This is a genomic window from Parasedimentitalea denitrificans, from assembly GCF_011813015.1.
Lineage (GTDB): Bacteria > Pseudomonadota > Alphaproteobacteria > Rhodobacterales > Rhodobacteraceae > Parasedimentitalea > Parasedimentitalea denitrificans.
The window spans coordinates 87,469-114,329 of sequence record NZ_QHLQ01000011.1 but is presented as its reverse complement, the minus strand read 5'-3'; the positions used below and the strand labels follow the sequence as shown (position 1 = coordinate 114,329).

General features: G+C 56.6%; 25 protein-coding genes. 11 read left to right on the top strand and 14 right to left on the bottom strand.

The window, feature by feature from the left end; translation table 11 throughout:
- Positions 1 to 29 precede the first annotated feature (29 nt).
- Both DL239_RS12525 and DL239_RS12520 read right to left on the bottom strand, forming a co-directional pair.
- Positions 30 to 512, bottom strand: a complete 483-nt coding sequence (locus DL239_RS12525; RefSeq protein ID WP_167684473.1) for a DUF2269 family protein — start codon at positions 510 to 512, stop codon at positions 30 to 32.
- Positions 512 to 1,831: an SDR family oxidoreductase gene (locus DL239_RS12520; RefSeq protein ID WP_167684433.1), complete on the bottom strand. Its 1,320-nt coding sequence runs from the start codon at positions 1,829 to 1,831 to the stop codon at positions 512 to 514. The genes DL239_RS12525 and DL239_RS12520 overlap by 1 nt, the downstream gene beginning before the upstream one ends.
- 47 nt (positions 1,832 to 1,878) lie before the next feature.
- On the opposite strand from DL239_RS12520, the gene DL239_RS12515 reads away from it, so the two are divergent.
- The gene (locus DL239_RS12515; RefSeq protein WP_167684472.1) at positions 1,879 to 2,307 is read left to right on the top strand and encodes a group III truncated hemoglobin; all 429 of its coding nucleotides are present in this window, start codon (positions 1,879 to 1,881) and stop codon (positions 2,305 to 2,307) included.
- A gap of 37 nt (positions 2,308 to 2,344) precedes the next feature.
- Here the strand turns inward: DL239_RS12515 and DL239_RS12510 are convergent, their stop codons facing one another.
- Genes DL239_RS12510 through DL239_RS12500 form a run of 3 tightly spaced genes read right to left on the bottom strand, consistent with a single transcriptional unit; the run spans position 2,345 to position 5,201 of the window.
- The gene (locus tag DL239_RS12510) at positions 2,345 to 3,334 is read right to left on the bottom strand and encodes a YcjF family protein (protein ID WP_167684432.1); all 990 of its coding nucleotides are present in this window, start codon (positions 3,332 to 3,334) and stop codon (positions 2,345 to 2,347) included.
- Positions 3,331 to 3,789, bottom strand: a complete 459-nt coding sequence (locus DL239_RS12505; RefSeq protein WP_167684431.1) for a GNAT family N-acetyltransferase — start codon at positions 3,787 to 3,789, stop codon at positions 3,331 to 3,333. The genes DL239_RS12510 and DL239_RS12505 overlap by 4 nt, the downstream gene beginning before the upstream one ends.
- Positions 3,786 to 5,201: a YcjX family GTP-binding protein gene (locus DL239_RS12500; RefSeq protein WP_167684430.1), complete on the bottom strand. Its 1,416-nt coding sequence runs from the start codon at positions 5,199 to 5,201 to the stop codon at positions 3,786 to 3,788. The genes DL239_RS12505 and DL239_RS12500 overlap by 4 nt, the downstream gene beginning before the upstream one ends.
- A 121-nt stretch (positions 5,202 to 5,322) precedes the next feature.
- Here DL239_RS12500 and truA point away from each other — a divergent pair, with 121 nt between their 5' ends.
- Positions 5,323 to 6,090, top strand: a complete 768-nt coding sequence (gene truA / locus DL239_RS12495; protein ID WP_167684429.1) for a tRNA pseudouridine(38-40) synthase TruA — start codon at positions 5,323 to 5,325, stop codon at positions 6,088 to 6,090.
- A gap of 160 nt (positions 6,091 to 6,250) precedes the next feature.
- Complete coding sequence (locus DL239_RS12490) at positions 6,251 to 6,937, top strand: hypothetical protein (RefSeq protein ID WP_167684428.1); 687 nt, start codon at positions 6,251 to 6,253, stop codon at positions 6,935 to 6,937.
- 182 nt (positions 6,938 to 7,119) lie between these two features.
- Here DL239_RS12490 and gcvH read toward each other — a convergent pair whose 3' ends face one another.
- The 3 genes from gcvH to DL239_RS12475 all read right to left on the bottom strand — a co-directional run bounded on the left by gcvH (position 7,120) and on the right by DL239_RS12475 (position 10,359).
- Positions 7,120 to 7,479 (bottom strand): glycine cleavage system protein GcvH, encoded by a 360-nt coding sequence (gcvH, locus tag DL239_RS12485; RefSeq protein ID WP_167684427.1) that lies wholly within the window; start codon positions 7,477 to 7,479, stop codon positions 7,120 to 7,122.
- A gap of 101 nt (positions 7,480 to 7,580) precedes the next feature.
- On the bottom strand, positions 7,581 to 9,032 hold the full coding sequence (locus DL239_RS12480) for a glutamine synthetase family protein (RefSeq protein WP_167684426.1): 1,452 nt from the start codon (positions 9,030 to 9,032) through the stop codon (positions 7,581 to 7,583).
- A 25-nt stretch (positions 9,033 to 9,057) separates the two neighbouring features.
- Positions 9,058 to 10,359, bottom strand: a complete 1,302-nt coding sequence (locus DL239_RS12475; protein WP_369410566.1) for a Rieske 2Fe-2S domain-containing protein — start codon at positions 10,357 to 10,359, stop codon at positions 9,058 to 9,060.
- Between the two features lie 154 nt (positions 10,360 to 10,513).
- Here DL239_RS12475 and DL239_RS12470 point away from each other — a divergent pair, with 154 nt between their 5' ends.
- Complete coding sequence (locus DL239_RS12470) at positions 10,514 to 11,290, top strand: IclR family transcriptional regulator (protein WP_167684425.1); 777 nt, start codon at positions 10,514 to 10,516, stop codon at positions 11,288 to 11,290.
- A gap of 37 nt (positions 11,291 to 11,327) precedes the next feature.
- Here DL239_RS12470 and DL239_RS12465 read toward each other — a convergent pair whose 3' ends face one another.
- Positions 11,328 to 11,675, bottom strand: coding sequence for a hypothetical protein (locus tag DL239_RS12465; RefSeq protein ID WP_167684424.1), 348 nt, complete (start codon positions 11,673 to 11,675; stop codon positions 11,328 to 11,330).
- Positions 11,676 to 11,863: 188 nt separating this feature from the next.
- On the opposite strand from DL239_RS12465, the gene DL239_RS12460 reads away from it, so the two are divergent.
- The 3 genes from DL239_RS12460 (at position 11,864) to DL239_RS12450 (ending at position 14,182) form a co-directional block, all read left to right on the top strand.
- Entirely contained in the window at positions 11,864 to 12,685 is an 822-nt protein-coding gene (locus tag DL239_RS12460; RefSeq protein WP_167684423.1) for a bifunctional allantoicase/(S)-ureidoglycine aminohydrolase, read from the top strand.
- A gap of 78 nt (positions 12,686 to 12,763) precedes the next feature.
- The gene (locus DL239_RS12455) at positions 12,764 to 13,078 is read left to right on the top strand and encodes a hypothetical protein (protein ID WP_167684422.1); all 315 of its coding nucleotides are present in this window, start codon (positions 12,764 to 12,766) and stop codon (positions 13,076 to 13,078) included.
- Between the two features lie 117 nt (positions 13,079 to 13,195).
- Positions 13,196 to 14,182, top strand: a complete 987-nt coding sequence (locus DL239_RS12450; protein WP_167684421.1) for a type I glyceraldehyde-3-phosphate dehydrogenase — start codon at positions 13,196 to 13,198, stop codon at positions 14,180 to 14,182.
- Positions 14,183 to 14,289: 107 nt separating this feature from the next.
- Here the strand turns inward: DL239_RS12450 and DL239_RS12445 are convergent, their stop codons facing one another.
- From DL239_RS12445 to puuE, 3 genes are all read right to left on the bottom strand, one after another.
- Positions 14,290 to 15,723: a uracil-xanthine permease family protein gene (locus DL239_RS12445; RefSeq protein WP_167684420.1), complete on the bottom strand. Its 1,434-nt coding sequence runs from the start codon at positions 15,721 to 15,723 to the stop codon at positions 14,290 to 14,292.
- A 64-nt stretch (positions 15,724 to 15,787) separates the two neighbouring features.
- Positions 15,788 to 16,273: an ureidoglycolate lyase gene (locus DL239_RS12440; protein WP_167684419.1), complete on the bottom strand. Its 486-nt coding sequence runs from the start codon at positions 16,271 to 16,273 to the stop codon at positions 15,788 to 15,790.
- A gap of 166 nt (positions 16,274 to 16,439) precedes the next feature.
- A complete protein-coding gene (gene puuE, locus DL239_RS12435; RefSeq protein ID WP_167684418.1) occupies positions 16,440 to 17,858 on the bottom strand; it encodes an allantoinase PuuE in 1,419 nt (472 codons plus the stop codon).
- Between the two features lie 155 nt (positions 17,859 to 18,013).
- Here puuE and uraH point away from each other — a divergent pair, with 155 nt between their 5' ends.
- A complete protein-coding gene (uraH, locus tag DL239_RS12430) occupies positions 18,014 to 18,370 on the top strand; it encodes a hydroxyisourate hydrolase (protein WP_167684417.1) in 357 nt (118 codons plus the stop codon).
- 211 nt (positions 18,371 to 18,581) lie between these two features.
- Here uraH and DL239_RS12425 read toward each other — a convergent pair whose 3' ends face one another.
- Both DL239_RS12425 and DL239_RS12420 read right to left on the bottom strand, forming a co-directional pair.
- Complete coding sequence (locus DL239_RS12425) at positions 18,582 to 18,968, bottom strand: DUF1761 domain-containing protein (protein WP_167684416.1); 387 nt, start codon at positions 18,966 to 18,968, stop codon at positions 18,582 to 18,584.
- Between the two features lie 213 nt (positions 18,969 to 19,181).
- A complete protein-coding gene (locus tag DL239_RS12420; RefSeq protein ID WP_167684415.1) occupies positions 19,182 to 20,123 on the bottom strand; it encodes a LysR family transcriptional regulator in 942 nt (313 codons plus the stop codon).
- 97 nt (positions 20,124 to 20,220) lie between these two features.
- Here DL239_RS12420 and DL239_RS12415 point away from each other — a divergent pair, with 97 nt between their 5' ends.
- From DL239_RS12415 to DL239_RS12405, 3 genes are all read left to right on the top strand, one after another.
- Positions 20,221 to 21,450 (top strand): urate hydroxylase PuuD, encoded by a 1,230-nt coding sequence (locus DL239_RS12415; protein WP_167684414.1) that lies wholly within the window; start codon positions 20,221 to 20,223, stop codon positions 21,448 to 21,450.
- Positions 21,451 to 21,638: 188 nt separating this feature from the next.
- Positions 21,639 to 23,450 carry an autotransporter assembly complex protein TamA gene (locus tag DL239_RS12410; RefSeq protein ID WP_167684413.1) on the top strand — a complete coding sequence of 604 codons (1,812 nt, stop codon included), beginning with the start codon at positions 21,639 to 21,641 and terminating at the stop codon, positions 23,448 to 23,450.
- Positions 23,447 to 26,860, top strand: a complete 3,414-nt coding sequence (locus DL239_RS12405) for a translocation/assembly module TamB domain-containing protein (protein ID WP_206188448.1) — start codon at positions 23,447 to 23,449, stop codon at positions 26,858 to 26,860. The genes DL239_RS12410 and DL239_RS12405 overlap by 4 nt, the downstream gene beginning before the upstream one ends.
- Position 26,861: the final 1 nt, after the last annotated feature.

The following is a 26,861-nucleotide window of genomic DNA, read 5'->3' as shown; positions in this document are numbered from 1 at the left end:
CCCCCATCCTGCCTCCCTCATCTGAATGATCAGCCCAATAGCACCAGATCCGGACGCGCCAGCATCAGCCATAAAATGCATAGCACGGCAATGAAGGCCGGGATGCCACAGGCGAACCAGATTGCGAACAGGCGGAAGTAGACCTTCGGCAATAGCTCACCAGCTTTGACCGCCTGCTGCGCCAAGTCGCGCAATCGGACCTGGATCCAAACCACCGGCAGCCATAACGCACCCGTCAGCCCATACAGCCCCAGTGACAGCAGCAGCCACCCCTCGGTCATGTCCCAGCCCAACCTCCAGGCCAGCAGGGCTCCGGTAATTGGTTGCACCACCACCGCGCTAGCGGTGAACAGAAGATCCGCCAGCACCACGACATTGGCAGTATGTGCGATGACATGCGGGTCTTTGCTGCGATGCGCCATCAGCATGAAGAATGCAATGCCCGCCCCAGTGCCCAACAACACGCAGGCGCCAATCACGTGTAGCAAGCGCAGAAACAGATCAAGATCCATCATCGTGACTGCAGCAACTGATGAGTGATCAGTGACAACACCACGCTGGGGATGACTTTCACCATCGGTCCCAATGGGTCAAGCCACAGATCCGGCGTCAAAACCGCTGCTGACACCATATAGACCAGCGATACCGCCACCATTGCCAGACAAGCGCGCGCAGCCCAAGGGCGCCACAAGACCGCCGCGCCCAGACACAGATCAACAGCAGACCAGAACATGACTACTAAAATAGCTGCCCATTGGGACCATCCAACCTGTGTTAATGTGCTCGCCGCATCTTGGATCCGCCAGAGCCCACCCCCTCCCGAGATCAACCAGAACAGGGACAAGACGGCCACCGCCATCGGCATCATCAGCGCCATGCGCGCCGCCAACCGGTGCTCTTGCCCAGATGGCAGCCGTGCGTAAATAGCTGACAACGGAGCCAGCTCTTGCCCAGTTATTTTGCGCAGGGCTGCAGGATTTCCTTGGATCCCTTCCTCAAGAACCTTTATCGCTGTGGACCGCAATGGTGAACGCCAGCCCAACCGCCCTAACAGATCCGCCAACCGCCCGATGGGCCGCAACATCCAAACTGGCAAGGTCAAGGTTACCTGTGCTGGTGCAAATCCCAACCACTTGCGGGTCTCACTCACCACTTGGCTCAGGCTATGCGCCTGTTCCTCGACCAGATCATACTTACCCGGCGGCAAGCGCCCGCCAACTGCAGCGACCACAACTTTGGCGACATCATTCAAGGCCACCGATTGCACAGGAACCTGCCCCAGCGACATGGGTTGAAATCCCGGTATCGCCGCCAGCATCCGCAGCAGCGCCGTGCCCCCATAGGCTGCCTGCCCAATCACCAAACCCGGACGTAGGATCCAGACCCGGCCACCTTGGGCCCGCAAGGCATCATCCCCTCGCCCTTTGGTGCGCATGAATTCGGTGCTTGCCGACTTGTCCGCGCCCACAGCCGAGACCTGCACCACACCGACCCCAAGCTGCTTGGCTGCCTGTCCCAGAGCAGCAACCGCATCGTGATGAACAGCCGCCAGATCATCGTGACGGCTGTCCTGTAATACACCGGCACAGTTAACCACCATATCGAACCCGGCCAACACATCGATCCAGTCACCAACCGCCTGCATATGACGCAGATCAGCCTTGATAAACTTGGCATCCGGCAACACCCGTGCGGCCGTGGTCAGGTTCCGCCCCATGCCGCACGGATCAAATCCTGCTTGCGTCAAGGCGCGCATCACTTGGGCGCCAATGAACCCATAGCCACCCAGCACCAAAACCCGTGTGGCGCTTTGTCCCTTTTCCTTAGTCATGCCGCCCTCTATCTATGCAAAACCAAATCTTACAGACAGGCCCCACCATGCCCGAAACCACGCTGGACAATCCACTGAAACGCTTTGACATCACTGCGGATCAAATCAATCACGTGGTGACCGTATTCTACGCACAGGTCCGCCGCCATCCGGTTTTAGGGCCAATTTTCGCAAACCACATTCCCGATTCCGGCTGGCCCGAGCATGAGGACAAGATCGCCCGTTTCTGGCGCAACGCTATTCTGCGCGAGAAAAACTATAACGGAAATCCAATGCGAGAGCACTTGTCTCGCCCCGACATAAAGGCTGAACATTTTCCCTTGTGGCTGGGCCTGTTCCATCAGGTGCTACACTCCCAATTGCCAGAGCATCTGGCGCTCAGCTGGTCAGCGCTAGCCGATCGCATTGGTGAGGGTTTTCGTGCTGGGATCGTATCGATGCGCCAGCCTAAAGACGAACCGCCAAAACTGTTTTAGCCCCTGAAGAACGTGAAGCAGAAAATGGCAGGCCCCTTTATTCGCCCTTGCCAAACAACCCGGTCAGCGCCCGCTTAATCACAGCCCGCACTTTGGGTTTGCGCCCTTTGCCAAACGGCATCGGGCGGCAAACCTCCATAGCGGCGATCCCCACGCGAGCTGTCAGTGCTCCGTTGACAAGCCCCTCGCCAAAGCGCCGCGAAAGTTTGGACAACATTGTTCCGCCCAGAACAGGTTCCAGCAGATCATCGCCAACCGCAACGGCACCGGTGACCACCAAATGAGACAGAACCGCACGGGTCAGGCGCCACGAGCTAAAGAACCCGCCGCGACCACCATAGATCTCGGCCACCTGCCGGATCATACGCATCGATGACACCAGTGCCGTCACCACATCTGCCAGTGCCAGAGGCACCAATGCGGTCACCGTCGCTACCTGCCGCGCGGCGCCTTCAACGACCCGCAGGGCGGCGGCATCTAGCGGCACCAGCAACTCTGTCTCAGTTAGCTGCAATACGGCGTCCGCATCCAACACCTCTCCTCGACGCTCGGCCAGCCGGGCCCTGCCCCAAGACAGATCATTCCTGCCTGCGTAGAACCTATCTATTTTGTCAGCAAAGGCCTGTGCTTCCTTTAGATCATCGGCAGCGTCATCTGCACCACGGCGTAATCCGTCGACGCGGCGTAGACGCGCCAACGCCACCAATTCCCGCAAGCCCATCAGCATGGCCAAGATCAAAGCAACCGCCAGCCCAACGGTCACCGCCCAGCCTAGCAACGGGACACGTGCGATTAACCCAGCGGCGAAATCCCATGCCGCAACCGAAATAACAGCGCCCATCAGAGCGGCCATGATCCCCCAGAACCAGCGGACCAACCGCGAGGGTTTTCGCGCAGCCAATCGGGCCACTTGCTGCATCGCTGTGTCTGGCGTTGCCGACGTCAGGTCCGGAACAGAAGCCGCCGCGGCCACATCTGGTGCGGCTTCGGTTTCATCAATTTCAAACAACACCGGCTTGTTGCTCATGCTTGGTCCCCTTGTGGGTCATCACCCCATTGCAGGTAGATATCTGGCAGCTCTTCCTCGTTGGTCGATCCGTCGCCGCGACCGATTTCGATGAACCCCTGACGATGATAAAAGCGCTGCGCAGCTTCGTTGGCTACAAAAGTACGCAACAGCAGACGTGGGCTCGAAGCCTTAGCGCTGGCCAACAAAGCACGGCCAAAACCATTTCCACGCTCATTGGACAGCAGATATAGAGAGCAAACCTCTTCCTGATCCCGCGCAAGAAAACCGACTACCCGCCCTTGGCTCTGAGCTACGATAACCCATCCACGGTCGATCATAGCCCGACAAAACCCAACAACCTCTTCCAATGAATACAGCTTTGGCATCCAAGCTGTCTCCTCTTGGAACTGGTGTACTATTTCAGCCGTTGCCCGCACATCGCCAGAGTGTGCTGGACGGATCACACAGCTCATACAAGATCTCCGATCAGAAATTCAGCCGCACGGTCCAACCGGATGTGCGGCGGCCCATCCCCTGGCTTCAAGGTCAATTTGGCGGGTGCAAAGGCCATTGCCTGATAATCTCCATTTAGCCATTTGTCCGCGCCAGTCCGTGCCGGCCCCAGCAGTTGCGTCGGATCGTCGGGCAAGGCACCCGGATAGAATGCCGCCTGCTTGCCACTGTCCAGCAATGTCCCACGTACACAGGCAAGTTCTTCACCATTATGGTTACGCACTTCTTCTGTCGTGGCCCGCAAGGACGCAAGTGCAAGCGCCGAAGTCGAAGCGCCGGCGAACCTTGCGCGATCCTGTGCGTCACGGGTCAGCGCCTCAATTATTGCAGTCATTTGCGGGTGCTGGGTGTGATGTAAGTGGTCAGCTTTGGTCGCTGCAAATAAAATTTTCTCAACGCGTTTTCCGCGCAATAGACGTGACAAGAGCGCGTTGCCGCCGGGGCGAAATGCCCCAAGAATATCTGCCATCGCATGGCGCAGGTCCTCTAGCGCCCTTGGGCCAGAGTGAATTGCGCTCAGTGCATCCACCAACACCACCTGCCTGTCGATACGGGCAAAGTGATCCCGAAAGAAGGGCTGCACGACCTTGCCTTTGTAGGCCTCAAACCTGCGCTGCATCTCACGATGGATCGAACCGCGAAGCGACTTGCCCTGAAACGGGATCGGCGCAAAAGTCAACACAGGCGAGCCTGCCAAGTCACCCGGCAACAGAAACCTTCCCGGAGTACAGTCATAAAAGCCGTCCTTGCGCGCTGTGTTCAGATACTTAGAGAATTCCTCGGCCAACCTCTGGGCCAAGCTCTCGTCATGATCTGTGGTCGCATCAACCGCAAGGGCCTGCGCCAAGAAGTTACTCGCGCACCTTCTGTTTCTGATCCGCTCCAGCACTTCAGATGACCACGTGTCGTAGTCTTTATCCAGCAGCGCCAAATCCAGCAGCCATTCGCCGGGGTAATCCACAATATCAATGTGCACCGTGCGCGGCCCCTGAAGGCCAGACAACAAGCCGACGGGGGCAACCCGCAGGCTAAGTCGCAATTCGGATATTGCTCGGGTGCTATCAGGCCACTGCGGATTAGGACCGGTTAGCATTGCCAGATGGGTTTCATAGTCAAACCGTGGGACAGTATCATCAGGTTGCGGTTGCAGATAGGCGGCGACGATCCGCCCATCACGCACTGCGCACAACTGCATCATTCGGCCTCGGTTCAGCAGGTTGGCCACCAGTGAGGAAATAAACACAGTCTTGCCCGAACGCGCCAGCCCGGTCACCCCTAGCCGGATAGTCGGCTCAAAGAACCGCTCTGACACAGAATCGCTGAGCTGCTCTACCCCGCGTGCAATTCCGTCGGCCAATGAAGAAATCATCAAAATTGCTTCCTGCTTCAATACTCTACGAAAAACATAAGGAGGCTATGACACTGTTACCAGTGTGAACTTGGACTCAAAACAGGACTTGTGTGAAACCGCACGTCACGTTAGGTGCCCCGCCATGCCGCGTTATGCTTTCAAAGTCGAATATCAGGGGGCGCCATTTGCCGGTTGGCAACGCCAGAAAGATCAGCCCTCGGTGCAGGGTGCGATTGAGCACGCCCTAGCCAAGCTTGAACCGGGACCGCATACAATCGCCGCTGCTGGACGAACCGATGCAGGTGTGCACGCGCTGGGACAGGTCGCACATTGCGATCTGACGCGCGATTGGGATCCGTTCCGACTGTCCGAGGCACTGAACTATCACCTGAAACCTGCGCCGGTTGCCATTGTTGCCTGCGTCCATGTTGCGGACGACTGGCACGCCCGGTTTTCGGCACTGGAACGGCAATACTTGTTCCGCATTTTGACCCGGCGCGCCCCTATCACCCATGAGTTGGGGCAGGTTTGGCATCTGAAGAATGACCTGGACGTCCCAGCAATGCAGGAAGCGGCAGATCGTCTTATCGGGCGGCACGACTTTACCACTTTCCGCTCAACCATTTGCCAGGCTGAAAGCCCGGTCAAGACTCTGGATGAACTCCGGGTTGAACGTGTCGATGGTTTTTCGGGTCCTGAAATTCACTTTCACGTCCGCGCCCGCAGTTTCCTGCACAATCAGGTGCGTAGCTTTGTCGGCACGCTGGAACGGGTTGGGGCCGGTTCATGGTCGCCGCGAGATGTTAGCGATGCTCTGGCGGCCTGTGACCGCGCCGCCTGTGGCCCAGTCTGTCCCGGTCACGGGTTATATCTGGCACGCGTGATTTATCCTGAAGCAGTGTTCGACTAACCAGTACGCTGATCCGACGCTACGGGCAGCAACACTTGCTACAGTGAATGCGTGCAGATGGTCGCCGAGGGCACAACCAGTTTCACCCTTTCGGCAGCTAGGGCCACTGAATTGTTCTGAATGAATTGCCTTTGCGCAAAGCTCACCTAGTCTTTGATCCATGATTTTTTTTGCTGAACGCCTCAGCCAACATCAGATCGGATCGAAAACCAAAGGTGACGCAATGCCCGACGACCTTCAAACCCTAGAGAAAAAAGTTCAGACCCTGGAAAAAAAGCTGGGAGAGCAAAGCAAGCTCACTGAACAAAGGTTTGAGAAAACCAAATACAATATCAATGACGTTCTTTTTCAGAACGACAAAATGCTGTCTGCCAAACTGAAGGCCAACCAACAGGCCGACGAAAAACGCGCCGCTAGAATCGAAGGACAGGCAGATCAATCCGCCAAAAACGTTCAAACTCTGGTTAAAAAGTTCAACGAGATCGACAGCCACCTGCGTTCGGCTGACAACCAAATCAAGGCGAATACTGACGATACCGAAGGCAACCGTCAGGCACTGATCCGCGCCCGAAAATATGTCGACACCGAGGTGAAAGGCATGATTGCTCAGATCAAGGCCAACGCCCATGACGCAGAAGAAAACCGGCTGGCCCTGATACGCGCCAGACAGTACGTCGATGACCATGACTCGACATTGGAAAAAAAGATTGCTGAGCTCAAGAAAATCATTTCAGAAATGGAAAAACGGCATGTCAAACTGGTCGACACCCAGATCAAAAACTTCGACAAACTGATCCGCAAGGTCATCTCACAAGAGGTGGCCAAAGTCGCAAAAGGAAAGCGTTAGCAGCCTGCTGTCCCTGACTAGCTGAGTAACAAAACGTAACCGCCTGTTGCGCGTCCCTTGTTCATCTGGCTCCAAATATCCCTGCCAGCGGCCTGCTCCTTTGCTTGCAAAGGGGCCAAAAAAACAGCTGCGGGCCCACTTGGGCCCGCCTCCATTCTTAAACACTGATCCGGTTGGGATCATCAGCCGATAAATTTCTGATACTCAGCTTCGTCCATGTAGTCGTCCATCACTGACAGGTCCGAAGCTTTGATTTTAAAGAACCAAGCACCGCCCTGGGCATCTTCGTTGACCAAGCCCGGTGTCTCGGCAAGGGTTTCATTGACTTCAACAATCTCACCATCCAGCGGCGACAGGATATCCGAAGCGGCCTTAACCGATTCAATCACCACTACCTCTTCATCTTTGGTCACTTCCAGACCCGCCTCTGGCAGTTCAAGAAACACAACATCTCCCAATTGCTCAGCAGCATGTGTGGTAATCCCAACGATAATCAAATCGCCTTCTGGCAGCAGCCATTCATGTTCTTCGGTGAATTTCATCGTTGATTTTCCATTGACCCAAGGATTTTGCGTTGCGTCAAGCTACCAATCGCTCTGCTGCCGTTCAAGCCGCAATTACCTAGATCGTTGTAGACCCGCACTTAGTAGAGGTTGAAATACTCAGACTGCTCCCACTCACTAACAGTGTTCAGATAGCGTTCCCATTCGAACCGCTTAAGATGCAGCAGATAGTCGACAAACTCATCGCCCATCGCCTTGCGGTACAGCGTAGATCCCTCAAACGCTTGCAATGCATCCCCCAATGACCGCGGCAGTTGAAGATCATCACCTTCGTACGGAGACCTAGTCTGAGCTGGGGCGGCACGACCACTGGCGATCCCCTCTGCCCCTGCAATCAACTGCGAAGCCAGAGCATAGTATGGATTGGCCGAAGTATCCGGCGCACGGTTTTCTATCCGACTGGCGCCGTCTCCTTGTTGTAGCAAGGCCCGCAACATTGCCCCCCTATTGTCCTCGCCCCATTGGATCCGGTTCGGAGCAAGCTGAAAAGGCAGGTAACGTTTGTAGCTGTTGACGCTGGGCGCAATCAAAACAGACGCGGCGGCGGCGTGTTCCAGCAACCCTGCAATCCAACCATTAGCCTCCGGTGTTAGCCCGCCCCGCTCATCTGGCATGAACAAGTTCTTTCCCGTTTTCAGGTCAACTAACGACTGATGAATATGCCAGCCATTCGCACAGGTATTGGCCAGCCTAGGCTTGGCCATAAAACTAGCATGCAGCCCGCGCTCGGCGCAGACCTGCTTGACCATGGAACGGAACATGACCAGCGCATCGGCCTGTGTCATCGGGTCTGCAGGGTCAAAGGTAAACTCGACCTGGCTGGGGCCCATTTCTACTTCGACCGAGCGGACTGGCAATCCCAACTCCTGCGCATAGCGGCGCAGGTCATCCAGAACAGGTTCCAACTGGCCATATCTGTTTTCGGTCAAGAACTGATAGCCCTGCGCCAGATTGCGGGTTTCTACAGGGGCACCGGGCATACCGGATTGTTCATGCCCAGTTGCGCCGTCTATCCGCTCGAAAATGTGGAATTCAACTTCCAACCCAATTACGGCCGCCATGCCCTGATCCGCAAGTTGGTTCACTACCTGACGCAACACCCGCCGAGAGCTAAACGGCATCGAGCGACCATCGCGATACACAACATCGCAGAAGATCCAAGCCGAATGCGGAGACCAGGGCAGCACCCGAAAAGTATCAGGGCGCGGCACCAGTAGCACATCGCCAGCACCTTTCATTGGCCCTTGGTCATTTTCACCGGTGTTCGACCATACGTCAAATGCCGTACGATGTGAGGTGTCTTTCAACAGCAAAGTCGAAGGCACCGCTATCCCGGCACTAAACACCGAAGCAAAGGCACTGGCGACAATAGTTTTACCCCGCAGAATGCCGTGTTGATCAACGAACAGCACCCGCACAGTTTCAATACCATTTGACTCGACCTGAGCCACAAGATCTGATACCTTGGCCCGGTCGTCATCAGACAAAAGCCCCATCTGGGCCAGTTTCCCGGCCTTAAATACATCCCGCATCCTGAACTCCCGGCATTAGGTTCGCTTAGACGGCGGCATCCCAAGGGCAAGCTGCACGGCGTTCTGCATCCGACATCTGCGTGGCCTTGCTCCAGTCACCGTCTTTGGCAATGGCATCATTGGACACTGGTCCAGAAATAGTAGCAAGGTCCAGCCCATTGTGCATTGGCAGGTCCTGCTCCCTACCTTCTTTGACAGCAGCTATAGCCGCTCGCAGCATTCGGCGATTGCGAATGATCGCGATATCGGTTTTGCCAAGATGCTCTTGCGTCCGGTCCTGAATTGCCCCCATGCTTTCGACCGCCCATTGGTCGTGCACATTAATATCCAGCCCCATGCCCGTGTAGGTCTCACTTGCCTGCTCGGCGGCATCGTAGCCATAGTTATTGCTGGCATTCTTAAGCGGCGCATAATCCGGCAGGCTGTGCTCTTCCAGCCGCTGTTCGCGCATCAGATCCTTGTCCACCGGGCCATTGAAACTGGTGAACATCGAGAACCAATAGCAGTTTTCGTCATCGATCGGCACATGCCACTGGGTGATGGTCATCTCACGCGACATGGGAATACAGATTGCCTCGGGGAAAATCTGATTGGTCACCCGAACGTGGGTCTGCCCGCCGTCCAGATGGCGCAGCGCCGTCAGCTTCATCCCATATTCAGTCTCTTCCACCTGAATGTCTGGGCGCGGATAATCCCGCAGCAGCTTGGTCATGGGAATATTGGTATCAGCCGCGCTGTCACGGAACTGCTTGCCATAGCTGTCAGCCGGATCTTCATCCTGTAGGAACCGATGCAGGAACGAAGCATGGGCCGGGTCAATGCCAACCTCTAGCGCCTGTAACCAATTACACTTCCACAGACCCTTAAAAGCAAACACATGTGTGCCCGGCGCACGAAAGCAGTCGAAATTGGGAAAGGCCGGAGGCTCCCCCGGCCCCATGTAGGCCCAGATAATACCGTTCTTCTCGACCATCGGATAGGATACCGACTTGATCTTTTCGTGCATTCGGCTGTCTTCTGGCTCTCCCGGCTGTTCAACACATTGGCCGGAACGATCAAAATGCCAGCCGTGGAACGGACAGCGCAGCCCGTTGTCTTCGAGCCGTCCAAAACACATATCAGCGCCGCGATGCGGGCAGTGGCGACCAATCAAGCCCAACTCACCCTCACTATCCCGGAACAACACAAGATCCTCACCCAGCAGCTTTACCGGCACCACAGGGCGGGCTTGTTCTAGCTCGTCCAACAACGCTGCAGGCTGCCAATACCTCCGCAAGACTTCTCCGGCGTCGCTACCTGGGCCTACACGGGTTAGGCTATCGTTCATCTCTTGGCTGATCATTGTAGTCCCAGTCACTGGCTAGAAAGAAAATACAGGCTTGACGAAGTTCGTATATAGAACTAACAGCTTGCAATACGACCACGTTGCAAGAGCATCATAATGCTGTCAACCTCGAGCGGGCTTTTTTACGGAAATTCAAATGTCTAACGCAGGCCAAGATCGAAACATTTCATCCAGCTTTGCCAAGGGTTTGGCTGTACTGGCTGTTTTTGATGCGGCCAGCCCAAGCATGAGCCTGGCAGAAATTGCCCGTCGAACAGGACAGGACCGGGCCACCGCACGTCGAGGCGCCCTAACATTGGTTCAGGCCGGTTATCTACGACAAGATGGTCGTATGTTATCGCTGACTCCACGAGTTTTGGAATTAGCCGGAGGATTTTTGCAGGCTAATCAATTTGGTCTACGCGTGCAGCCAGTTCTTGATCATCATGCCACCAGGCTTGGCGCCGAAATCACACTTGCAATGCTGGACAACGATCAGGTCTTGTTGCTTGCACAATCAACCGTTGATCATGGTCCGGTGACATATGGCTTCACTGCCGGGGCTCGTATTCCGCTGATCCATACTAGCCTGGGTAGGATGCTAATGGCCTGCTTGCCGCCAGATCAGGCTACCGCTCTGGTCAAAAAAGACCCGATCCCCGGCCATACGGAATTATCAATCCTTGATCATGGCTCGATTGTCGAACGGATCGACAAGGCCCGTCAGGACGGACTGGTTGTCACTGACAGTGAATTCGAATCCGGCATCATCGGGTATGCAGTTGTGGTCTCACGCCCCGGCGACACGCCCGTGGTTGTCGGCAGCTCTGCGCCACGCGGATTGGGTGACCAAAACCGGCAGGAAACGATCCTACGCGAGCTACAGCTATGTGCCGCCGAACTGCGGCACACCAATGCGGTCGTTGGGCTCTAACCCCAACCCGCTCGCATTGCTCGGCAGCGGCCCTATGTCAGGGCTGCAAAACCCAAATACCGTCTGCGTTCTTACAGCGACGTGTATGGATTAGAACAGGTTTGTCCCTACCACCCGCCGTAGCCTCATGGCGAAGAGATACACAATTTCCACTAACCGCATCCAGCGTGACTGTGCCAGCAGCACCACTGCTGTCATTGGCCCATTGCGCCTTAGATCCCGCCCTTGGCGCGCTACGATCATACAGCCCAGCGGCATACTGTCCCATCATATCAAAATCTTCGCTGCTAAGACCTGTTTCAGCCAAAATGCGTGACAGCGATTTGGCTTCCGCAACACCGCTCATGGATACCAAAATGGCACAAGCGCTCAGGATTTTTCTCATGTTCGACCCTCGGAAATACAATGCCGTCAAGGCAGTTCTCCCCCAGCGATACACCGCGCCCTCCGATTTGTCCAAAGGCAGCGGGGCGATATTCAAATATTTGCGAAGAATGCTATTGGCCAAGGCCACCTTTCGGCCATCCGACGACACGATCATAGTTACAGCACACTCACGGAAAGGACCCGCCAATGGCACAGCCCAACTATCACACCCCTCAGGGCGGCCATCCGGGACAGGACCAGTTGCTGACCGATCGCGCGATGTTCACGGATGCCTATGCGGTGATCCCCAAGGGCACGATGCGCGACATCGTAACCTCATTCCTGCCCGGCTGGGATGGAATGCGCATGTGGGTTATTGCCCGCCCTATGAGTGGTTTCGCTGAAACCTTTTCGCAGTATATCGTCGAGCTGCAACCGGGCGGCGGATCAGATGCACCTGAAAGCGATGGCGCGGCACAGGCCGGACTGTTTGTCACCCAGGGCAATCTGCAACTGACCATCGACGGCGACGCCCACACGCTGGAACCCGGAAGTTTTGCCTATGTTCCAGCTGGCAGCAATTGGACCGCCCGCAACACCGGCACCGACCTGGCCTCGTTCCATTGGATCCGCAAACATTGGAAATCAGCGCCCGGCGTACAAAAGCCTGCGGCCTATGTGGTCAATGAACAAGACATTGCCCCTAGTGTAATGCCTGACACCGAAGGCCGCTGGGCCACCACCCGGTTCATGGATCCGACGGACATGAGCCACGACATGCACGTCACAGTGGTGACATTTGAACCCGGTGGCGTAATCCCGTTTCTTGAAACCCATGTGATGGAACACGGGCTGTTCGTGCTCGAAGGCAAGGCAGTCTATAAGCTGAACCAAGACTGGGTCGAGGTAGAGGCTGGCGATTTCATGTGGCTACGCGCCTTCTGCCCGCAGGCCTGCTATGCAGGTGGACCGGGCCGCTTTCGCTATCTGCTGTACAAAGACGTCAACCGCCATATGCCGTTGGGCTAATTAAACTACGCCGATACCCATTGCATGTGCCGCAACCAACGTTAAAGTTGCGGCACGCGATTTAAGTGGAGAATTGGTATGTTGAAACAAGTGATCCTGGCCGCCACTCTGGCCGTGGCAATGGTCCCACTCGCACAGGCCAAAGAGGTCGAGGGCAAGCAGGTCACAGTATTAGGCCGAAACTGGGTCGTAACCCCCGTCAAAGACGCACCAGGACAGTTTCGCGCAAAACGCTTGAACGTAGAACTCATCCCGTTTCGCTCTCCGGCCATGATCGGCTCCCGCCAGGCCACCCGTGCATTCAAAGCCGCCACCGGATGCAGTGCCAATATTGATTCAATGGTGAAGTCGATTGACGGCTCTTACTACGCGCAGATGATCTGCCCTAAATAAATCCGCCCCGACGGCGGTGGGCTTTGGTAATTTTGAAACATTTGCCGACACAAGATGTGATCAAATTTCACCTCAAGGTGGATTGAGCCACGCTTAATCCCCTGCCATAGCTTAGGCATGAAGATTGCAATCAACGGATTCGGCCGCATCGGCCGCGCAATTCTGCGCCAAATCCTGACCACCTCGCGTGGTGAGGGGATTGAAATTGTACGAATCAACGACATCGCCTCGCTCGAGATGTGCGCTTATCTGTTTCAATACGACAGCACCTTTGGCCCCTTTTCTCATCCAGTTGAAATGGGCGATGAAACGCTCAATATCATGGGCCGCGCGATCCCGATGAGTCATCAGGCGGACCTGACAGCGGTTGATTTGAGCGGCGTTGATGTAGTGCTGGAGTGTACTGGCATAGCCCGCACGTCCGACGTGGCCGAACGTGGCCTGGCAGCGGGGGCACGTAAAGTACTGATCTCAGGCCCCTCGCCCGCTGCCGAGCAAACGGTAGTTCTTGGCGCCAACGACGAAGTGCTGAACGGCGCGCGGATCATCTCTAACGCCTCATGCACCACCAATGCGCTAGGCCCGTTGATTAAACTGGTAGACCAGATCGCTGGTCTTGATACGGCCCATATGACCACCATTCATTGCTATACCAACAGCCAGCCAATGGTTGATGCGCCGCGCGGTGACTTTGCTCGATCTCGGGGAGGTGCCCAATCCATGGTGCCAACTTCGTCTTCAGCAACACATCTGATCGATACAGTGTTGCCCCAGTTCAAGGGACGCATTAGCGGTGCCGCTGTCCGTGTCCCCAGCGCCAGCGTTTCAGCCGTTGATCTGGTGGTACAGCTTTCACAGCCGCTCAGCGAAGATAGCTTTGTCGCTGCCCTGAAGGAAGGTGTTGCCAGCTCGACCGTTTTGGGCTGGACTGAAATGCCACTGGTGTCATCAGATCTGCGCGCGCGACCTGAGTCACTGGTCATCGCCGCCCCTGAAACCCGCATGGTGGGGGATCATCAGGTGCGCGTATTTGGCTGGTATGACAACGAATGGGGATTCTCCGCACGTATGCTGGATGTCGCCCACAGAATGGCGGCTGAATAGCACACCTCTTGCTATAAAAACGGGGGCCGCTTTGCGTTGCGGCCCCAGACTTCTTTTTGCCGAAATACTCCGGGGAGCGCGAGGGGCTGGCCCCTCGCACCTGTCACCTATTCACCTGGCATGCTGCCTGCACCATGACCAGCATGACCACCAGACACTTCATCTGTTGATTCCTCAGCCAGCTCTTCAGGCAAGATCAGGTTCAAAACCATTGCCAACAGCGCGGCCGGCAACAGCCCCGAGGTCATCAGGATCCGCAATGTATCCGGCAAGTTCTTCACGGCATCTGGTTCAAGCTGCAAACCCAAACCGATCGACAGTGAGATGGCAAAAATCACCATGTTGCGACGGTTCCAGTCCACGTCCGACAGCATCGAGATGCCAGCGGCAACCACCATACCAAACATCACGATGACACCACCGCCCAGCACCTCAATCGGCACCGTACGGATGATGGCACCTACCTTAGGGATCAAGCCGCAGATGATCAGGAATATAGCGCCAATGGTCACCACATGGCGGCTCATCACCCCGGTCATCGCGATCAAACCAACGTTCTGACTGAATGAAGTATTGGGCATGGCACCAAACAGTCCGGCAACTGCCGAACCGATACCATCGGCATAGGTGGCCCCTTCGATCTCCTTATCTGTTGCCTCACGGCCTGCACCACCTTTGGTGATTCCGCTGACGTCGCCAACGGTTTCAACAGCCGAAACAAAGGCCATCAGGCAAAAGCCCAGAACCGCAGCGACCGAGATTTCAAACCCGTATTTGAACGGAACCGGCAGCGCAAATGCCGAAGCACGCGACCAGCTGGTACCGATGGCTTCAATGGTAACCATGCCCATCATCAGTGCATAGGCATAGCCCACGACCAATCCCAGCAGAACGGCAGAAACCGACAACATGCCACGAGTGAAAAACTTGAGCCCCAGGGTCACAACAATCACCACCAGCGCTGCGGACCAGTTCAGCAAAGAACCGTATTCAGCAGCACCTGACATCTTCGCAGGCACCCCGCCAGCAGCGTACTGAATACCGACTTTGACCAGCATCAAGCCAATCATCAGCACCACCAAACCGGTAACCAGTGGCGGCAAAGCAAAGCGGATCTTACCGATCACGGTACCCAATGCCGCATGGAAAATACCACCGATGATGACACCCCCATAAAGTGCGGCTAGTGCATCAACGCCCTTGCCCGCCACTAGCGGGATCATTATCGGCAGAAAGGCAAAGCTGGTACCCTGAACAATCGGCAGTGCCGCGCCCACCGGGCCTACAGTCACCGTCTGCAACAGCGTCGCAACCCCGGCAAACAGCATCGACATCTGGATCATGTACAGCAGTTCGGGGAAATCGGGCGAGTTGGAGCCAAAGCCAAATCCGGCTGCCCCCGCCACGATGATGGCTGGGGTGACGTTTGATACAAACATCGCCAGCACATGCTGGATTCCCAGCGGAATGGCCCGCGATAACGCAGGCGTATAATTGGGATCGCGCAGTTGCTGCGGCGTCCCTATGGAACCAGTTGACATAATGTCCTCCCTTTTGGTCGTTCCTTGTTGGTCCTTGCCACCTCTTTTGCGGGTGACTTCGGATTTATGGGCGCGACACAGTGTAGGCCGTGTCGAACCAATATTCTTCGAGATTGTCTCCGTCACCAATCCGGTCGACCACGGCAAACAGCCCCGGTGCGGCCAGCGGGGTCAGCACTCCATGCCAGATGCCGCGATGTAGGTTGATCGCTTGGCCAGGTGTGGTTTCAAACGCCAGCGGTCTGCCCGGTTTGCCGCCGTCATCCGGGGCAACGATCACCAGGAAACTGGTCTGCGACATCGGGATAAACGCTTGGCTTCCGTCAGGGTGCCGTTCAACCAAATCCAGCGTATAGGGGAAGCTGCGAGGCTGGGCGTCAAACAGCGAGACCCCGGCGCGACCACCGTGAAAATCCATATCCGCCAAATCATGGTGACGGCCACAGAGGCCCTGATTGATCAGCTTGTCGGGATCTGGTTTCAACTCCAGTACGTCACCAAAAGAAGCAAATACTTCAGCGGTCAGCGGTTGGGTGAAGATGGTTGTCATAGCAGCACGGCTCCGGACGAAAGTGATAAGGGGCGTGCCTGACCTTGGGGAGGTGCAAAGCGCCTTCCTTTGGGGGAAGTCAGGCGCGGCCCGGCCTCGGGGCCGGGCGGACAAGGAAGAGAGAGACAGACTTCAATTCCAAAGTATGATCCTGCAGCCCCACAAATCACGACGGCAAAACATCCCGCAACCGGAACTCGGCAATCCGCTCGACTTGTTTGCAAGCCTCAGCAAATTCAATTTCACGGCCGTTATCGATGCGGCGATGGAAGGCTGCCATTATACTGGCCTTGTCATGGTCGCGCACTGCAATGATAAACGGGAAACCGTGCTTCTCCACATACTCGCCATTCAACCGGGTGAAGGTCTCGCGCTCCTCATCAGTCAGCATATCCAGCCCAGCGCCAGCTTGTTCGCCGGTGCTCTCTGCCGTCAACCGTCCAGCCGATGCCAGCTTACCAGCCAGATCCGGGTGTGCGGTTAGCACGCCCAGCCGCTCTTCTTCACTGGCACTGCGGAACATACGTGACAAGGCATTGTGCAACCCTCCCGCGGTATCATGCGCAGGCCCAAGCTCCAGATCAAAGGCCCGCTCGGCAATCCAAGGCGAGTGCTCAAAGATCGAGCCGTACTTGCTTACAAATGTCTCACGATCCATCTGGCTTGGACGCTCAAAACGCCGGTGCGGATGGGTCTTGGCCCAATCTTCGGCAATATCAATGCGACGTGGGCACCACACGCCCTCAAACCCTTGGATGTAGTCGATGAACCGCTTCAGCCCAGCAATCTTGCCCGGACGGCCAATCAGACGGCAGTGTAGACCGATGCTCATCATCTTCGCCGCACCTTCACCACCCTCGGCAAAGAGCACGTCAAATGCATCCTTGAGATACGAGAAGAACTGCTCGCCCGTCGTATATCCCGGTGCGGTGGCAAATCGCATATCGTTGGCTTCCAGCGTATAAGGGATGATCAGTTGATCCCGCTCGCCCTGCTCACGCCAATGCGGCAGATCATCATCATAGGTGTCTGAGATGTAGTCGAACCCGCCTTCTTCGGTCACTAAACGCACTGTGTTGGCGCTGCAACGGCCTGTGTACCAACCACGTGGGCGCTCTCCGACCACTTCGGTGTGCAAGCGAACAGCCTCGGCAATGGTGGCGCGTTCGTCGTCTTCAGCCATGTCCTTGTGTTCGACCCACTTCAACCCGTGGCTAGCGATCTCCCAGCCTGCCGACTTCATCGCTGCCAGCTGATCAGGGCAACGCGCCAAAGCACTGGCGACGCCATAGATGGTCACCGGTATATCCGCCCCGGTGAACAGCCGATGCAAACGCCAGAACCCGGCCCGTGCTCCGTATTCGTAGATGGATTCCATGTTCCAGTGGCGCTGACCGGGCCAAGTTGCGGCACCGGGTATATCTGACAAGAATGCCTCGGACGCGGCATCGCCATGCAGGATGTTATTCTCGCCGCCTTCCTCAAAATTCAGCACAAACTGCACTGCAACCTTAGCCCCTCCGGGCCACTGCGCATCCGGTGGAGTGGCGCCGTATCCAATCATGTCACGCGGATATCTGGTCATAGTGCTTGGCCTTTCAACCTATTGTATCACCCCTTACTATGGCAGAAGATGAGTGAGGTTTTTCAAATTTTCCCGAAGACACTGTCAAGCCCGCCAAGTTTGCAACTACAGCCGCGCTGCGTCAGGGATTGGATCAGGCAAAAGGAGACACCAAGATGACCGGTTATTTGACCACCCATGTTCTGGATACGGCCCAAGGTTGTCCGGCGGCAGGACTGAAAATAACGCTCTATCGCATCGACGGCGACACCCGCACTCAGCTGGCTGAGATGGAGACCAACGACGACGGTCGCACGAACTCACCGATCCTGCCGCAAGACGGATTTGCTATTGGTACCTATGAGTTGGTGTTTCAAGCTGGGAATTACCTGCGTGCCAGTGGTCAGACTTTGCCCGAACCTCTGTTTTTGGATCAGGTCCCTATCCGCTTTGGTATTAGTGAGGCCGACGCCCACTACCATGTACCTCTATTGCTGTCGGCCTTTGGCTATTCCACCTACCGCGGCAGCTGAATAGCTCACCCTCGATGATCTCCCGCCCAACAGGCCTGCATCAAAGATGCATTCCCGTCCGTTGGGCGTGGCACCTGCGGTGGGTTAGCCATTTGGCAACCGGGTCGCAAAGTGCGGTACTGCGCCCAACCGAACCTAGGGTTGGTGCGCAGGTTTGACCTATCCGTCAGGCTTCACTGACGTGGTGATCATTAAAACTATCTGGTGCTGATCAGAAAATTCCCTGACAAATCACCATCACGACAACACTGGCCACCCAATACCCGGCATCAACACCACGCGCATAGGCACTATTCTTGCGAAACAGCCCGCCCGCGTAGCCCATAACTGAAAACCCAACAACCGCCAGAATGATGGTTAGCAGCGCATCTGAAACCGCCGTGACCCCAACCAGCCAGCTGACCAAAAACAGGCCCAGCAGCTGAAAGAACATTGCAGCCTTGGGCATTTCATTGGCATCACCCATCTGAACCCCAACGCCCTCGGCCCATTTGGGCCCAAACAGCTTGGGCGAGTACCACAGCCACCCCAACAGGAACGCGCCTATTGCGCCTGAAATCACCCCTGCCCAGCTAACACCCTGAATAAGCTCTGCCATAAATCAATCCTTTATTATCGTGTTGTGCAGATCGCACTAGCCGATAATTAACCACATCGTTAATAATATAGTCAACGAATAGTTGCCACGCCGCCTAAACTTGGGCTTCAACTATCCAGTGCTCGCACTTAGTTCCGACTTTGCAGCGCCAAGCTGCCGCACCGCGCATGCGCGGTGCCACGCCCAAACCTTGCAATGGGCCAACAGGCCCCTTCATGGGCGGGAGACCACCTTTGCTACCCGGGCCTCAGCTTCGCGAATGGTTCGCGCCATATGTTCGGTCATAAAGTCCATGAACAGTCGTGTTTTTGGGTCTTGATGACGACGATGGGTATATAGGCATGCCATCTGCACGGGGACTGGCGGTGTCTGAGTTGCCACTGGTATCAACCGCCCTTCGCAAAGGTGATCCGCCACTTCGAACACCGGCTTCAACGCGATGCCCTGCCCGGACAGTGCCCAGTCTGTCAAAACATCGCCGTCATCGCACTCATACCGGCCAGTCACAGCATAACGCTTTGGGCCATCAGGCGTTTCCAGCATCCACTGAAATTCCGCGGCACCTGGAAAACGCAAATTCAGGCAGGCATGGGTGCCGCTGACCAGATCTGCTCCGTTCTTGGGCATACCGTGCTGCGCCAGATACTCTGGTGAAGCACAGAGCATACGCTGGCAGTCCGCAATTTTGCGGATCCGCAGGTTGCTGTCCTCCGGCTGCCCCAGAAAGAAAGCCAGATCCAACCCTTCAGTAGTCAAATCAACTGAACGATCCGTCAGTCGCAGCCGCAGGCTCATCTCGGGGTATTCAGCCAAAAATTTCGGCACTTGCGGCGCCAACAGACGTCGGCCAGCGCCTAAAGGGGCCGCGATGAACAATGATCCGCGCGGAACTTCGGTCAGGTGCATCACCTTGGCCTCGGCGGCATCCACGGTTTCCAGCACCGTCACGGCACCACCATAAAACGCCTTGCCCTGCTCGGTTGCGGTCAAATTGCGTGTGGTGCGCTGAAACAGGCGTACCCCAAGGTAATCCTCTAGCTGCGAGATTCGGGCCGAGGTCACCGCTGGCGAAATCCGCAGATCCCGGCCGGCTGCAGACATCGAGCCAAGCTCGTAGACCCTTACAAAGGTGCGAATGTTATCGAGATATGACATTGTTCCATTTTTTTTGATACAGTTTGATAATATGCGGGAATACCGAACAATCTAGGGTTTGCCTAGAGTGCAGCAAACAACAATTACGGGGCGACCAATGTTTGAGCTTTTGATGATGTGGGATTGGTTGGGTTTTGCCCTGCGCTGGCTGCATGTGATTACCGCCATCGCCTGGATCGGTTCCTCGTTCTATTTCATTGCCTTGGACCTTGGTCTGCGCAAAGCGGATGATCTGCCGACAGGCGCCCACGGTGAAGAATGGCAAGTTCACGGCGGTGGGTTCTACCACGTCCGAAAATACTTGGTGGCGCCCGCTGAAATGCCCGACCACCTGACTTGGTTCAAATGGGAGAGCTATTCAACCTGGCTAAGCGGTGCGGCCCTGCTGATGGTCGTTTACTGGGCTGGCGGAGAGCTGTTCCTGATTGATCAGTCCAAAGCGGATCTTTTGCTGTGGCAGGGCATCGCCATCTCGGCCGCATCACTGTCGGTGGGCTGGCTGATCTATGATCGGCTGTGCAAGTCCGGTCTGGCAGAGCGTCCGACCCTGTTGATGGTGCTGCTGTTTGTGCTGCTAGTGGTGATGGGCTGGGCGCTGAACCAAGTGTTCACCGGCCGTGCCATGATGCTGCACCTTGGGGCATTTACCGCCACAATCATGACAGCCAACGTGTTCTTCATCATCATGCCAAACCAACGCATCGTGGTGGCTGACCTGCAGGCCGGGCGCACACCGGATGCAAAATACGGCAAAATAGCCAAGCTGCGCTCGACCCATAACAACTACCTCACGCTGCCGGTGATCTTCCTGATGCTGTCGAACCACTACCCACTGGCCTTTGCCAGCCAGTTTAACTGGTTGATCGCAGCGCTGGTGTTCCTGATGGGCGTGACCATCCGGCATTATTTCAACACCTGCCACGCCCGCAAGGGCAACCCGACCTGGACATGGTTGGTCACGGCCTTGCTGTTCCTTGGCATCATCATCCTGTCTGGCCTTGGATTGGAAACCGACGGCGATGCCGAGGAACAGGCATCTCTGCGCGGAACTGCACTGGTCATGTCGCAGACCGAAGGGTTTGAAGAGGTGCATGAACTGGTAATGGGTCGCTGTTCCATGTGCCACGCCCGCGAGCCGTACTGGGATGGCATCCGTCAGGCACCCAAGGGGATCCTGTTGGAAAGCGAGGCCGATGTCGCCCGTCAGGCTGATGCGATCTATCTACACGCGGGAGTGACTGACGCCATGCCCCCTGCCAACGTCACCTTCATGGAACCCGAAGACCGCGCCGCCATTCGGCGCTGGTATCGCGCAGCGCAAATGTAATTCATAGCTGAAATACGACCCTGGACATTAAGGATGGCTAACTCCTTCAGCTGTTAAACCCGCATTATTCCGGTATGTTATTTCTCACCTTCTACCACAACCTCTGGTGTGTTAGTCGTGATCTCACCGTATGAATCTCTGATTTTTCCAGAGTGGTTAGATTGTTCAGGCAGCTCCGGAGCCCGCCGATGTTTTTATTTTATCGCTCGAGCTTTGTGGCACGCGCAGTATTACTCAGCCTCTGCATCATTGGTCTGTCGCCACCTAATTCTGCCAGCGCTGCTAGCACCAGCCTTACGGCACCAGAGGCAAGCGAAGATTTGACAGAGCGCTTGCGTGGCGCCTCGGCAGTATTGTCAGCACAACCAGATACCGATGTGCAGGGCCTGTTGGCGACCGCTCTTTCGGACTACCGCACATTGGTGCAGGTTCTTTACGACAGTGGTCATTTCTCGCCCGAGGTACATATCCGGCTGGATGGCCGCGAGGCCGCCTCGATCCAACCACTGTACCCGCCGCGCAGCATCAACGATATCGTCATAACTGTGAATCCGGGGCCAAAGTTCACCTTTGGCACCGCCAATGTTACGCCGATGCCCGACCCCAGCGAGATCGAAATCCCCGAGGGTTTTGCGACTGGTCAAGCCGCCAGTACAAGCGCTATCCGTGATGCCAGCCATGCTGGAATAAAGGCCTGGCGCCACGCTGGCCACGCCAAGGTCGCTCTGCAGTCTCAAGACATAACCGCCAACCATACACAGGCCCGCATCAATGCCACTCTGCGCCTAAGCCCCGGCCCGCACCTGCGTTTTGGGCAGCTGTATCAAACCGGCGAAACAGCCGTTAACCCCGAGGCGATCCGTAGGATTGCCGGGTTTCCCACAGGGGAGCCCTATCACCCGGATGACCTAGCTAAGGCCGCAACACGGTTACGCCGTACTGGCACTTTTTCCTCGGTTTCTGTGACCGAAGCCCAGCAACCCAATCCCGACGGCACGCTGGATTTCACCGCCAATTTTGAGGACCAGCCACAGCGTCGCCTGACATTCGGGGCCGAGCTGAGTTCCAGCGACGGCTTGGAACTGACCGGCACTTGGATGCACCGCAATCTATTCGGCAACGCGGAAAAATTGCGCTTTGAAACACGTCTTAGCGGTATTGGCGGCAATAGTGATCTGGACGGTCGCATCAGCCTGCGCCTAGACCGCCCAGCGACACTGGGCCCGGACGACAACACCTATTATCTGCTAGAGGTCGAGCGGCTAGACGAAGAACACTATAAGGCCACGCGCGGGTTAGGCGCCATCGGTGTGCGGCGGGTTTTCTCGGATACGTTATTTGCCGAAGGTTCAATCGGGTTTGAATCCATTCTGGCTGAAGACGTGTTTGGCAAACGCCGGTTCAAATACATCCAAGGCAGCCTGCGGGTCGAAAAAGACGGGCGCAACAACCGTGTCAGTGCCACTAACGGCTACTACATGGATGCGCGTTTCGTGCCCTTTGTTGGCATTGATGGTAGCGAGTCGGGGGCTCAAGTCCGGCTGGATGGACGTTACTATCAAGGCTTTGGCAATTCGGATGCCGTGGTTTTGGCTGGGCGGGTGCAACTGGGGTCAGTTATTGGCCCGGAACTTAGCGAAGTATCTCCGACGATGTTGTTCTTCTCAGGCGGTGCTGGATCTGTTCGCGGCCACGAATACCAATCGCTGGGCGTTCCAGTCCCTGGCGGGATAGCCGGCGGCAAAGGATATCTGGCGCTGTCTGGTGAAATCCGAGGCAAAGTGACCGACAAAATATCGCTGGTGGGTTTCTATGACCTGGGATTGGTGGACGAAAGCAGCTTTGTGTCTGGCTCATCACAACGCCACTCGGGGGCCGGGCTGGGTGTCCGCTATGACGTGGCTGGGATCGGCCCGCTTAGGCTCGATCTGGCCTATCCGGTCGACGGCGGCAGCGACGATGGTCTGCAATTCTATATCGGTATAGGACAATCGTTTTGAACAAGCTCCTTGCATATACTCTGACCGCCACCCTCGTCACGACTCCTCTGGCAGCGCAGAACACCGATGCCGAAGACTCCGGAGGGTTTCTGGTTGGTTTTCTTGAGGACACCCTGTCAGGCGACAACCGGCAGATCAGCGTCATCGGTATGGAGGGCGCGCTGTCTTCCCAAGCCACCATCAAACAGATCACCGTCTCGGACGATGATGGCATTTGGCTGACCATCGACAACGCGGTGCTGGATTGGAATCGGCTGGCCCTGATCAGAGGCAATTTTTCGGTCAATGCACTGACCGCCGACGCTATCCGCGTTGAGCGCAGCCCTACACCCACACCGCAAGACCCCGAGCTGCCGACACCCGAAGCAACTCCGTTCCAACTGCCCGAACTACCTGTCGCTGTTGAACTGGGCGAGATCCGTGTAAACCGGATCGAGTTGGGCAAGGATCTGATGGGCACTGCTGCCAGCCTGTCGCTAAACGGCTCTCTGAAACTGGCAGATGGCGCGTTAGACAGCGACCTATCGGTGGCGCGACTGGACCGGCCGGGCGATTTGCTGCGGTTGGATGCATCCTTCGTCAACGAAACCAGCGTCATCTCATTGGATCTGGCGCTAGAGGAATCGGCCAACGGGCTGGTTGCCTCGCTTTTGGATCTGCCGGGGCGTCCAACTGTGCGATTGTCAGCGCAGGGCACCGGCCCGGTCGATGACTTTAACGCAATTCTGGAGCTCGACACCAATGGTAACCAGCGTCTGGCTGGTCAGGTCGTGCTTGCTGCCCTGCCCTCAGGCGACCCTGAAATCCCGAATAGCATTTCGTTCTCGGTAGATATGGGCGGTGACATTGATCCATTGATCGCGCCGCCTTACCGCCCCTTCTTTGGCCCCGGCATTCGCGCCAACCTAAGAGGAAACAACGACCCGGACGGGGGTATCACACTGGATAATCTGGTGTTGCGCACACAGGCATTGCAGCTAACCGGCGCGCTCGCGCTGGCCTCTGGCGGGGTGCTTGAAACCGCCAATATCAAGGCTGCGATCACGCCGCCTTCAGGTCAGGCCGCGGTCCTTCTTCCTGTTGCCGGAGGCGCGACCGCATTGGCCAGGGCTGAACTCACGGCGCACAAGACCGCCGAGTCTGACTGGCAAGTCAAGGCCCTGCTAGAGCGCATAAGCCACCCGGGGCTGTCGCTGGCACATGCTGACGTGACTGCAGCGGGAACACTGGACCAGAGCGATGGGTTCGCCATCAGCGGCGACATCAACGCGATAGTTAGCGGAGTTAAACCCGCCGACCCGGCATTGGCTCAGGCTCTTGGCAGCCAGATAACCTTTACGGGCTCTGTCGCCAGACAGGGCGACATGGGATTGAAGATTAGCGATATGGCTCTGCGGGGTAGCGACTATCGCGCCAGCGGCGATGCGCTGATTGATGGGTTGGACAGCGGCCTGAAGATCACCACTGACTTGCATCTGGACGCGGCAAATCTGGCTCGGTTCTCAGGTCTGGCAGGTCGTCCAATCGGCGGGTCTGTCAATGCCGAGATCAAAGGTCATGCGGCGCCGTTGTCAGGGATGTTCGACATTGATCTTGCAATGCAGGCCAATGACCTAAGCGCCGATATCGAGCAAGTTGATCCGCTGATTGTCGGCGTCACCACCCTAAAGCTAAAAGCCGCGCGCGACACATCGGGTCTGAGGGTTGATCACTTTGACCTGTCCAACCCCGCCCTAGCCGCACAGGCAGCGGGAAAATTGGACAGCACAACCGGATCATTGAACCTGACCTCCCGCCTGAACGACATTGCTCCCCTACTCCCGCAAACCTCTGGTCCGCTGAACCTAAGCGCGGATGTTACGCGTGATGGTGGCACCCTGTCAGGTAGGGTGCAGCTGCTTGGTCCGAATGCGTCAAGCGCAGTTCTAGATGGGTCCGTTGACCGCAGCGGCACAGCCGATATGACGTTTGAGGCAACGCTGAATGACCTCCAGCGTTTCCTACCGGAACTGGCGGGCAAACTGGCTGCACAGGGTACGGCCAATCGCCGCGATGGCATTTGGCAGATCAACAGTCGTTTGACCGGCCCTGCGGGCATCGACAGTTCAGTTAATGGCAGCTGGAACGAGGCAAAGGCCAGTGCTGACCTGCGTGCGAATGGTCAGGTGCGTCTTGATGCTGCCAATCTGTTCATCACGCCAAACTCGGTCCGAGGGATGGCGAATTTTGACATGACCCTGATCGGCCCCCCGGCCCTATCATCGCTCAGCGGCACTCTTTCGACCTCCGGCGCGACATTGGCTATTCCAGCCGCAAAGCAGCAGATTGATGCAATCGCTGCCACCATCTCGGTTGCGCAATCTAGCGCCACAATCCAAGTCTCGGCACAGCCGCGCGCGGGCGGGGCCGTTCGGATATCTGGACCGGTGTCACTTACCGCGCCCTTCAACGGCAACGTACAAGTGGCGTTGGACAGCGTCGTGCTAACCGATAACTTGATGTACAGCACCATTTTGAACGGCGCGCTAGGCTATACCGGCCCGCTGGCAGGCAATGGGCGGTTGGCCGGGCATATCAATGTCGGTGAGACCAATATCAACCTAGCTGCCGCCGGCGGCTCAGTTACCTCGGCCCCGATCCCGCCGATTCGTCATGTGAACGAGTCCAGCGCCTCGCGCAGCACCCGCGCCCGCGCAGGGTTAATTAATCAGGCCCAAGCTGGCAGCGGCCCCGACATCGCGCTGGATATTCTGATAAACGCGCCCGGGCACATCTTTGCCCGAGGGCGGGGATTACAGGCTGAACTTGGTGGTCAGATCCATGTTCGCGGCAGCACGGCCAACCTTGCACCTTCTGGGCAAATCGATCTGATCCGCGGCAGGTTCAACCTATTAGGCCGCCGATTAGAGCTTGATGAAGGCAAAGTCACCTTGCAGGGCAACCTAGTGCCCTATCTAGACTTCAAATCCACGGCCAGCACATCCGAAGGCTCAGCCACGATGGAGATCTCGGGACTGATCAATGCCCCCGTGATCAAGGTCTATTCAGAACCCGCCCGCCCCAGCGAAGAGGCTTTGGCCCTACTGTTGTTTGGCGATAACATCGAGGACCTGTCTCCTCTTGCATTGGCGCGCATGGCTGGCTCGTTGCGGGAACTCAGCGGGCGCGGAGGAAATACCGAGGGTGCACTGCGTGATGAAACCGGCGCCGACGACGCTGACCTGCGGCTGGATGGGCTGGGTCTTGGCGGTTATGTCGCTGACAATGTCTATACCGATTTCAACGTCAACACCCGTGGCGAGAGCGAGCTAAACATCAACCTGGACATCAGCAGCAATGTGACGGTCACCGGCACTGTAGAAAGCGACGGCGACACCGGTTTAGGTCTGTTCTTCAAAAAGGACTACTAGC

Bases quoted from the DNA above. Each gene is read 5' to 3' on its own strand.
- DL239_RS12440 (WP_167684419.1), bottom strand. From the start codon at position 16,273: ATGACAACCATCTTCACCCAACCGCTGACCGCTGAAGTATTTGCTTCT.
- DL239_RS12505 (WP_167684431.1), bottom strand. From the start codon at position 3,789: ATGAGCTGTGTGATCCGTCCAGCACACTCTGGCGATGTGCGGGCAACG.
- DL239_RS12475 (WP_369410566.1), bottom strand. From the start codon at position 10,359: ATGAACGATAGCCTAACCCGTGTAGGCCCAGGTAGCGACGCCGGAGAA.
- DL239_RS12460 (WP_167684423.1), top strand. From the start codon at position 11,864: ATGGCACAGCCCAACTATCACACCCCTCAGGGCGGCCATCCGGGACAG.
- DL239_RS12445 (WP_167684420.1), bottom strand. From the start codon at position 15,723: ATGTCAACTGGTTCCATAGGGACGCCGCAGCAACTGCGCGATCCCAAT.
- DL239_RS12425 (WP_167684416.1), bottom strand. From the start codon at position 18,968: ATGGCAGAGCTTATTCAGGGTGTTAGCTGGGCAGGGGTGATTTCAGGC.
- DL239_RS12450 (WP_167684421.1), top strand. From the start codon at position 13,196: ATGAAGATTGCAATCAACGGATTCGGCCGCATCGGCCGCGCAATTCTG.
- DL239_RS12525 (WP_167684473.1), bottom strand. From the start codon at position 512: ATGGATCTTGATCTGTTTCTGCGCTTGCTACACGTGATTGGCGCCTGC.
- gcvH (WP_167684427.1), bottom strand. From the start codon at position 7,479: ATGAAATTCACCGAAGAACATGAATGGCTGCTGCCAGAAGGCGATTTG.
- truA (WP_167684429.1), top strand. From the start codon at position 5,323: ATGCCGCGTTATGCTTTCAAAGTCGAATATCAGGGGGCGCCATTTGCC.
- DL239_RS12470 (WP_167684425.1), top strand. From the start codon at position 10,514: ATGTCTAACGCAGGCCAAGATCGAAACATTTCATCCAGCTTTGCCAAG.
- uraH (WP_167684417.1), top strand. From the start codon at position 18,014: ATGACCGGTTATTTGACCACCCATGTTCTGGATACGGCCCAAGGTTGT.
- DL239_RS12490 (WP_167684428.1), top strand. From the start codon at position 6,251: ATGATTTTTTTTGCTGAACGCCTCAGCCAACATCAGATCGGATCGAAA.
- DL239_RS12480 (WP_167684426.1), bottom strand. From the start codon at position 9,032: ATGCGGGATGTATTTAAGGCCGGGAAACTGGCCCAGATGGGGCTTTTG.
- DL239_RS12420 (WP_167684415.1), bottom strand. From the start codon at position 20,123: ATGTCATATCTCGATAACATTCGCACCTTTGTAAGGGTCTACGAGCTT.
- DL239_RS12410 (WP_167684413.1), top strand. From the start codon at position 21,639: ATGTTTTTATTTTATCGCTCGAGCTTTGTGGCACGCGCAGTATTACTC.
- DL239_RS12515 (WP_167684472.1), top strand. From the start codon at position 1,879: ATGCCCGAAACCACGCTGGACAATCCACTGAAACGCTTTGACATCACT.
- DL239_RS12465 (WP_167684424.1), bottom strand. From the start codon at position 11,675: ATGAGAAAAATCCTGAGCGCTTGTGCCATTTTGGTATCCATGAGCGGT.
- puuE (WP_167684418.1), bottom strand. From the start codon at position 17,858: ATGACCAGATATCCGCGTGACATGATTGGATACGGCGCCACTCCACCG.
- DL239_RS12455 (WP_167684422.1), top strand. From the start codon at position 12,764: ATGTTGAAACAAGTGATCCTGGCCGCCACTCTGGCCGTGGCAATGGTC.
- DL239_RS12520 (WP_167684433.1), bottom strand. From the start codon at position 1,831: ATGACTAAGGAAAAGGGACAAAGCGCCACACGGGTTTTGGTGCTGGGT.
- DL239_RS12415 (WP_167684414.1), top strand. From the start codon at position 20,221: ATGTTTGAGCTTTTGATGATGTGGGATTGGTTGGGTTTTGCCCTGCGC.
- DL239_RS12510 (WP_167684432.1), bottom strand. From the start codon at position 3,334: ATGAGCAACAAGCCGGTGTTGTTTGAAATTGATGAAACCGAAGCCGCA.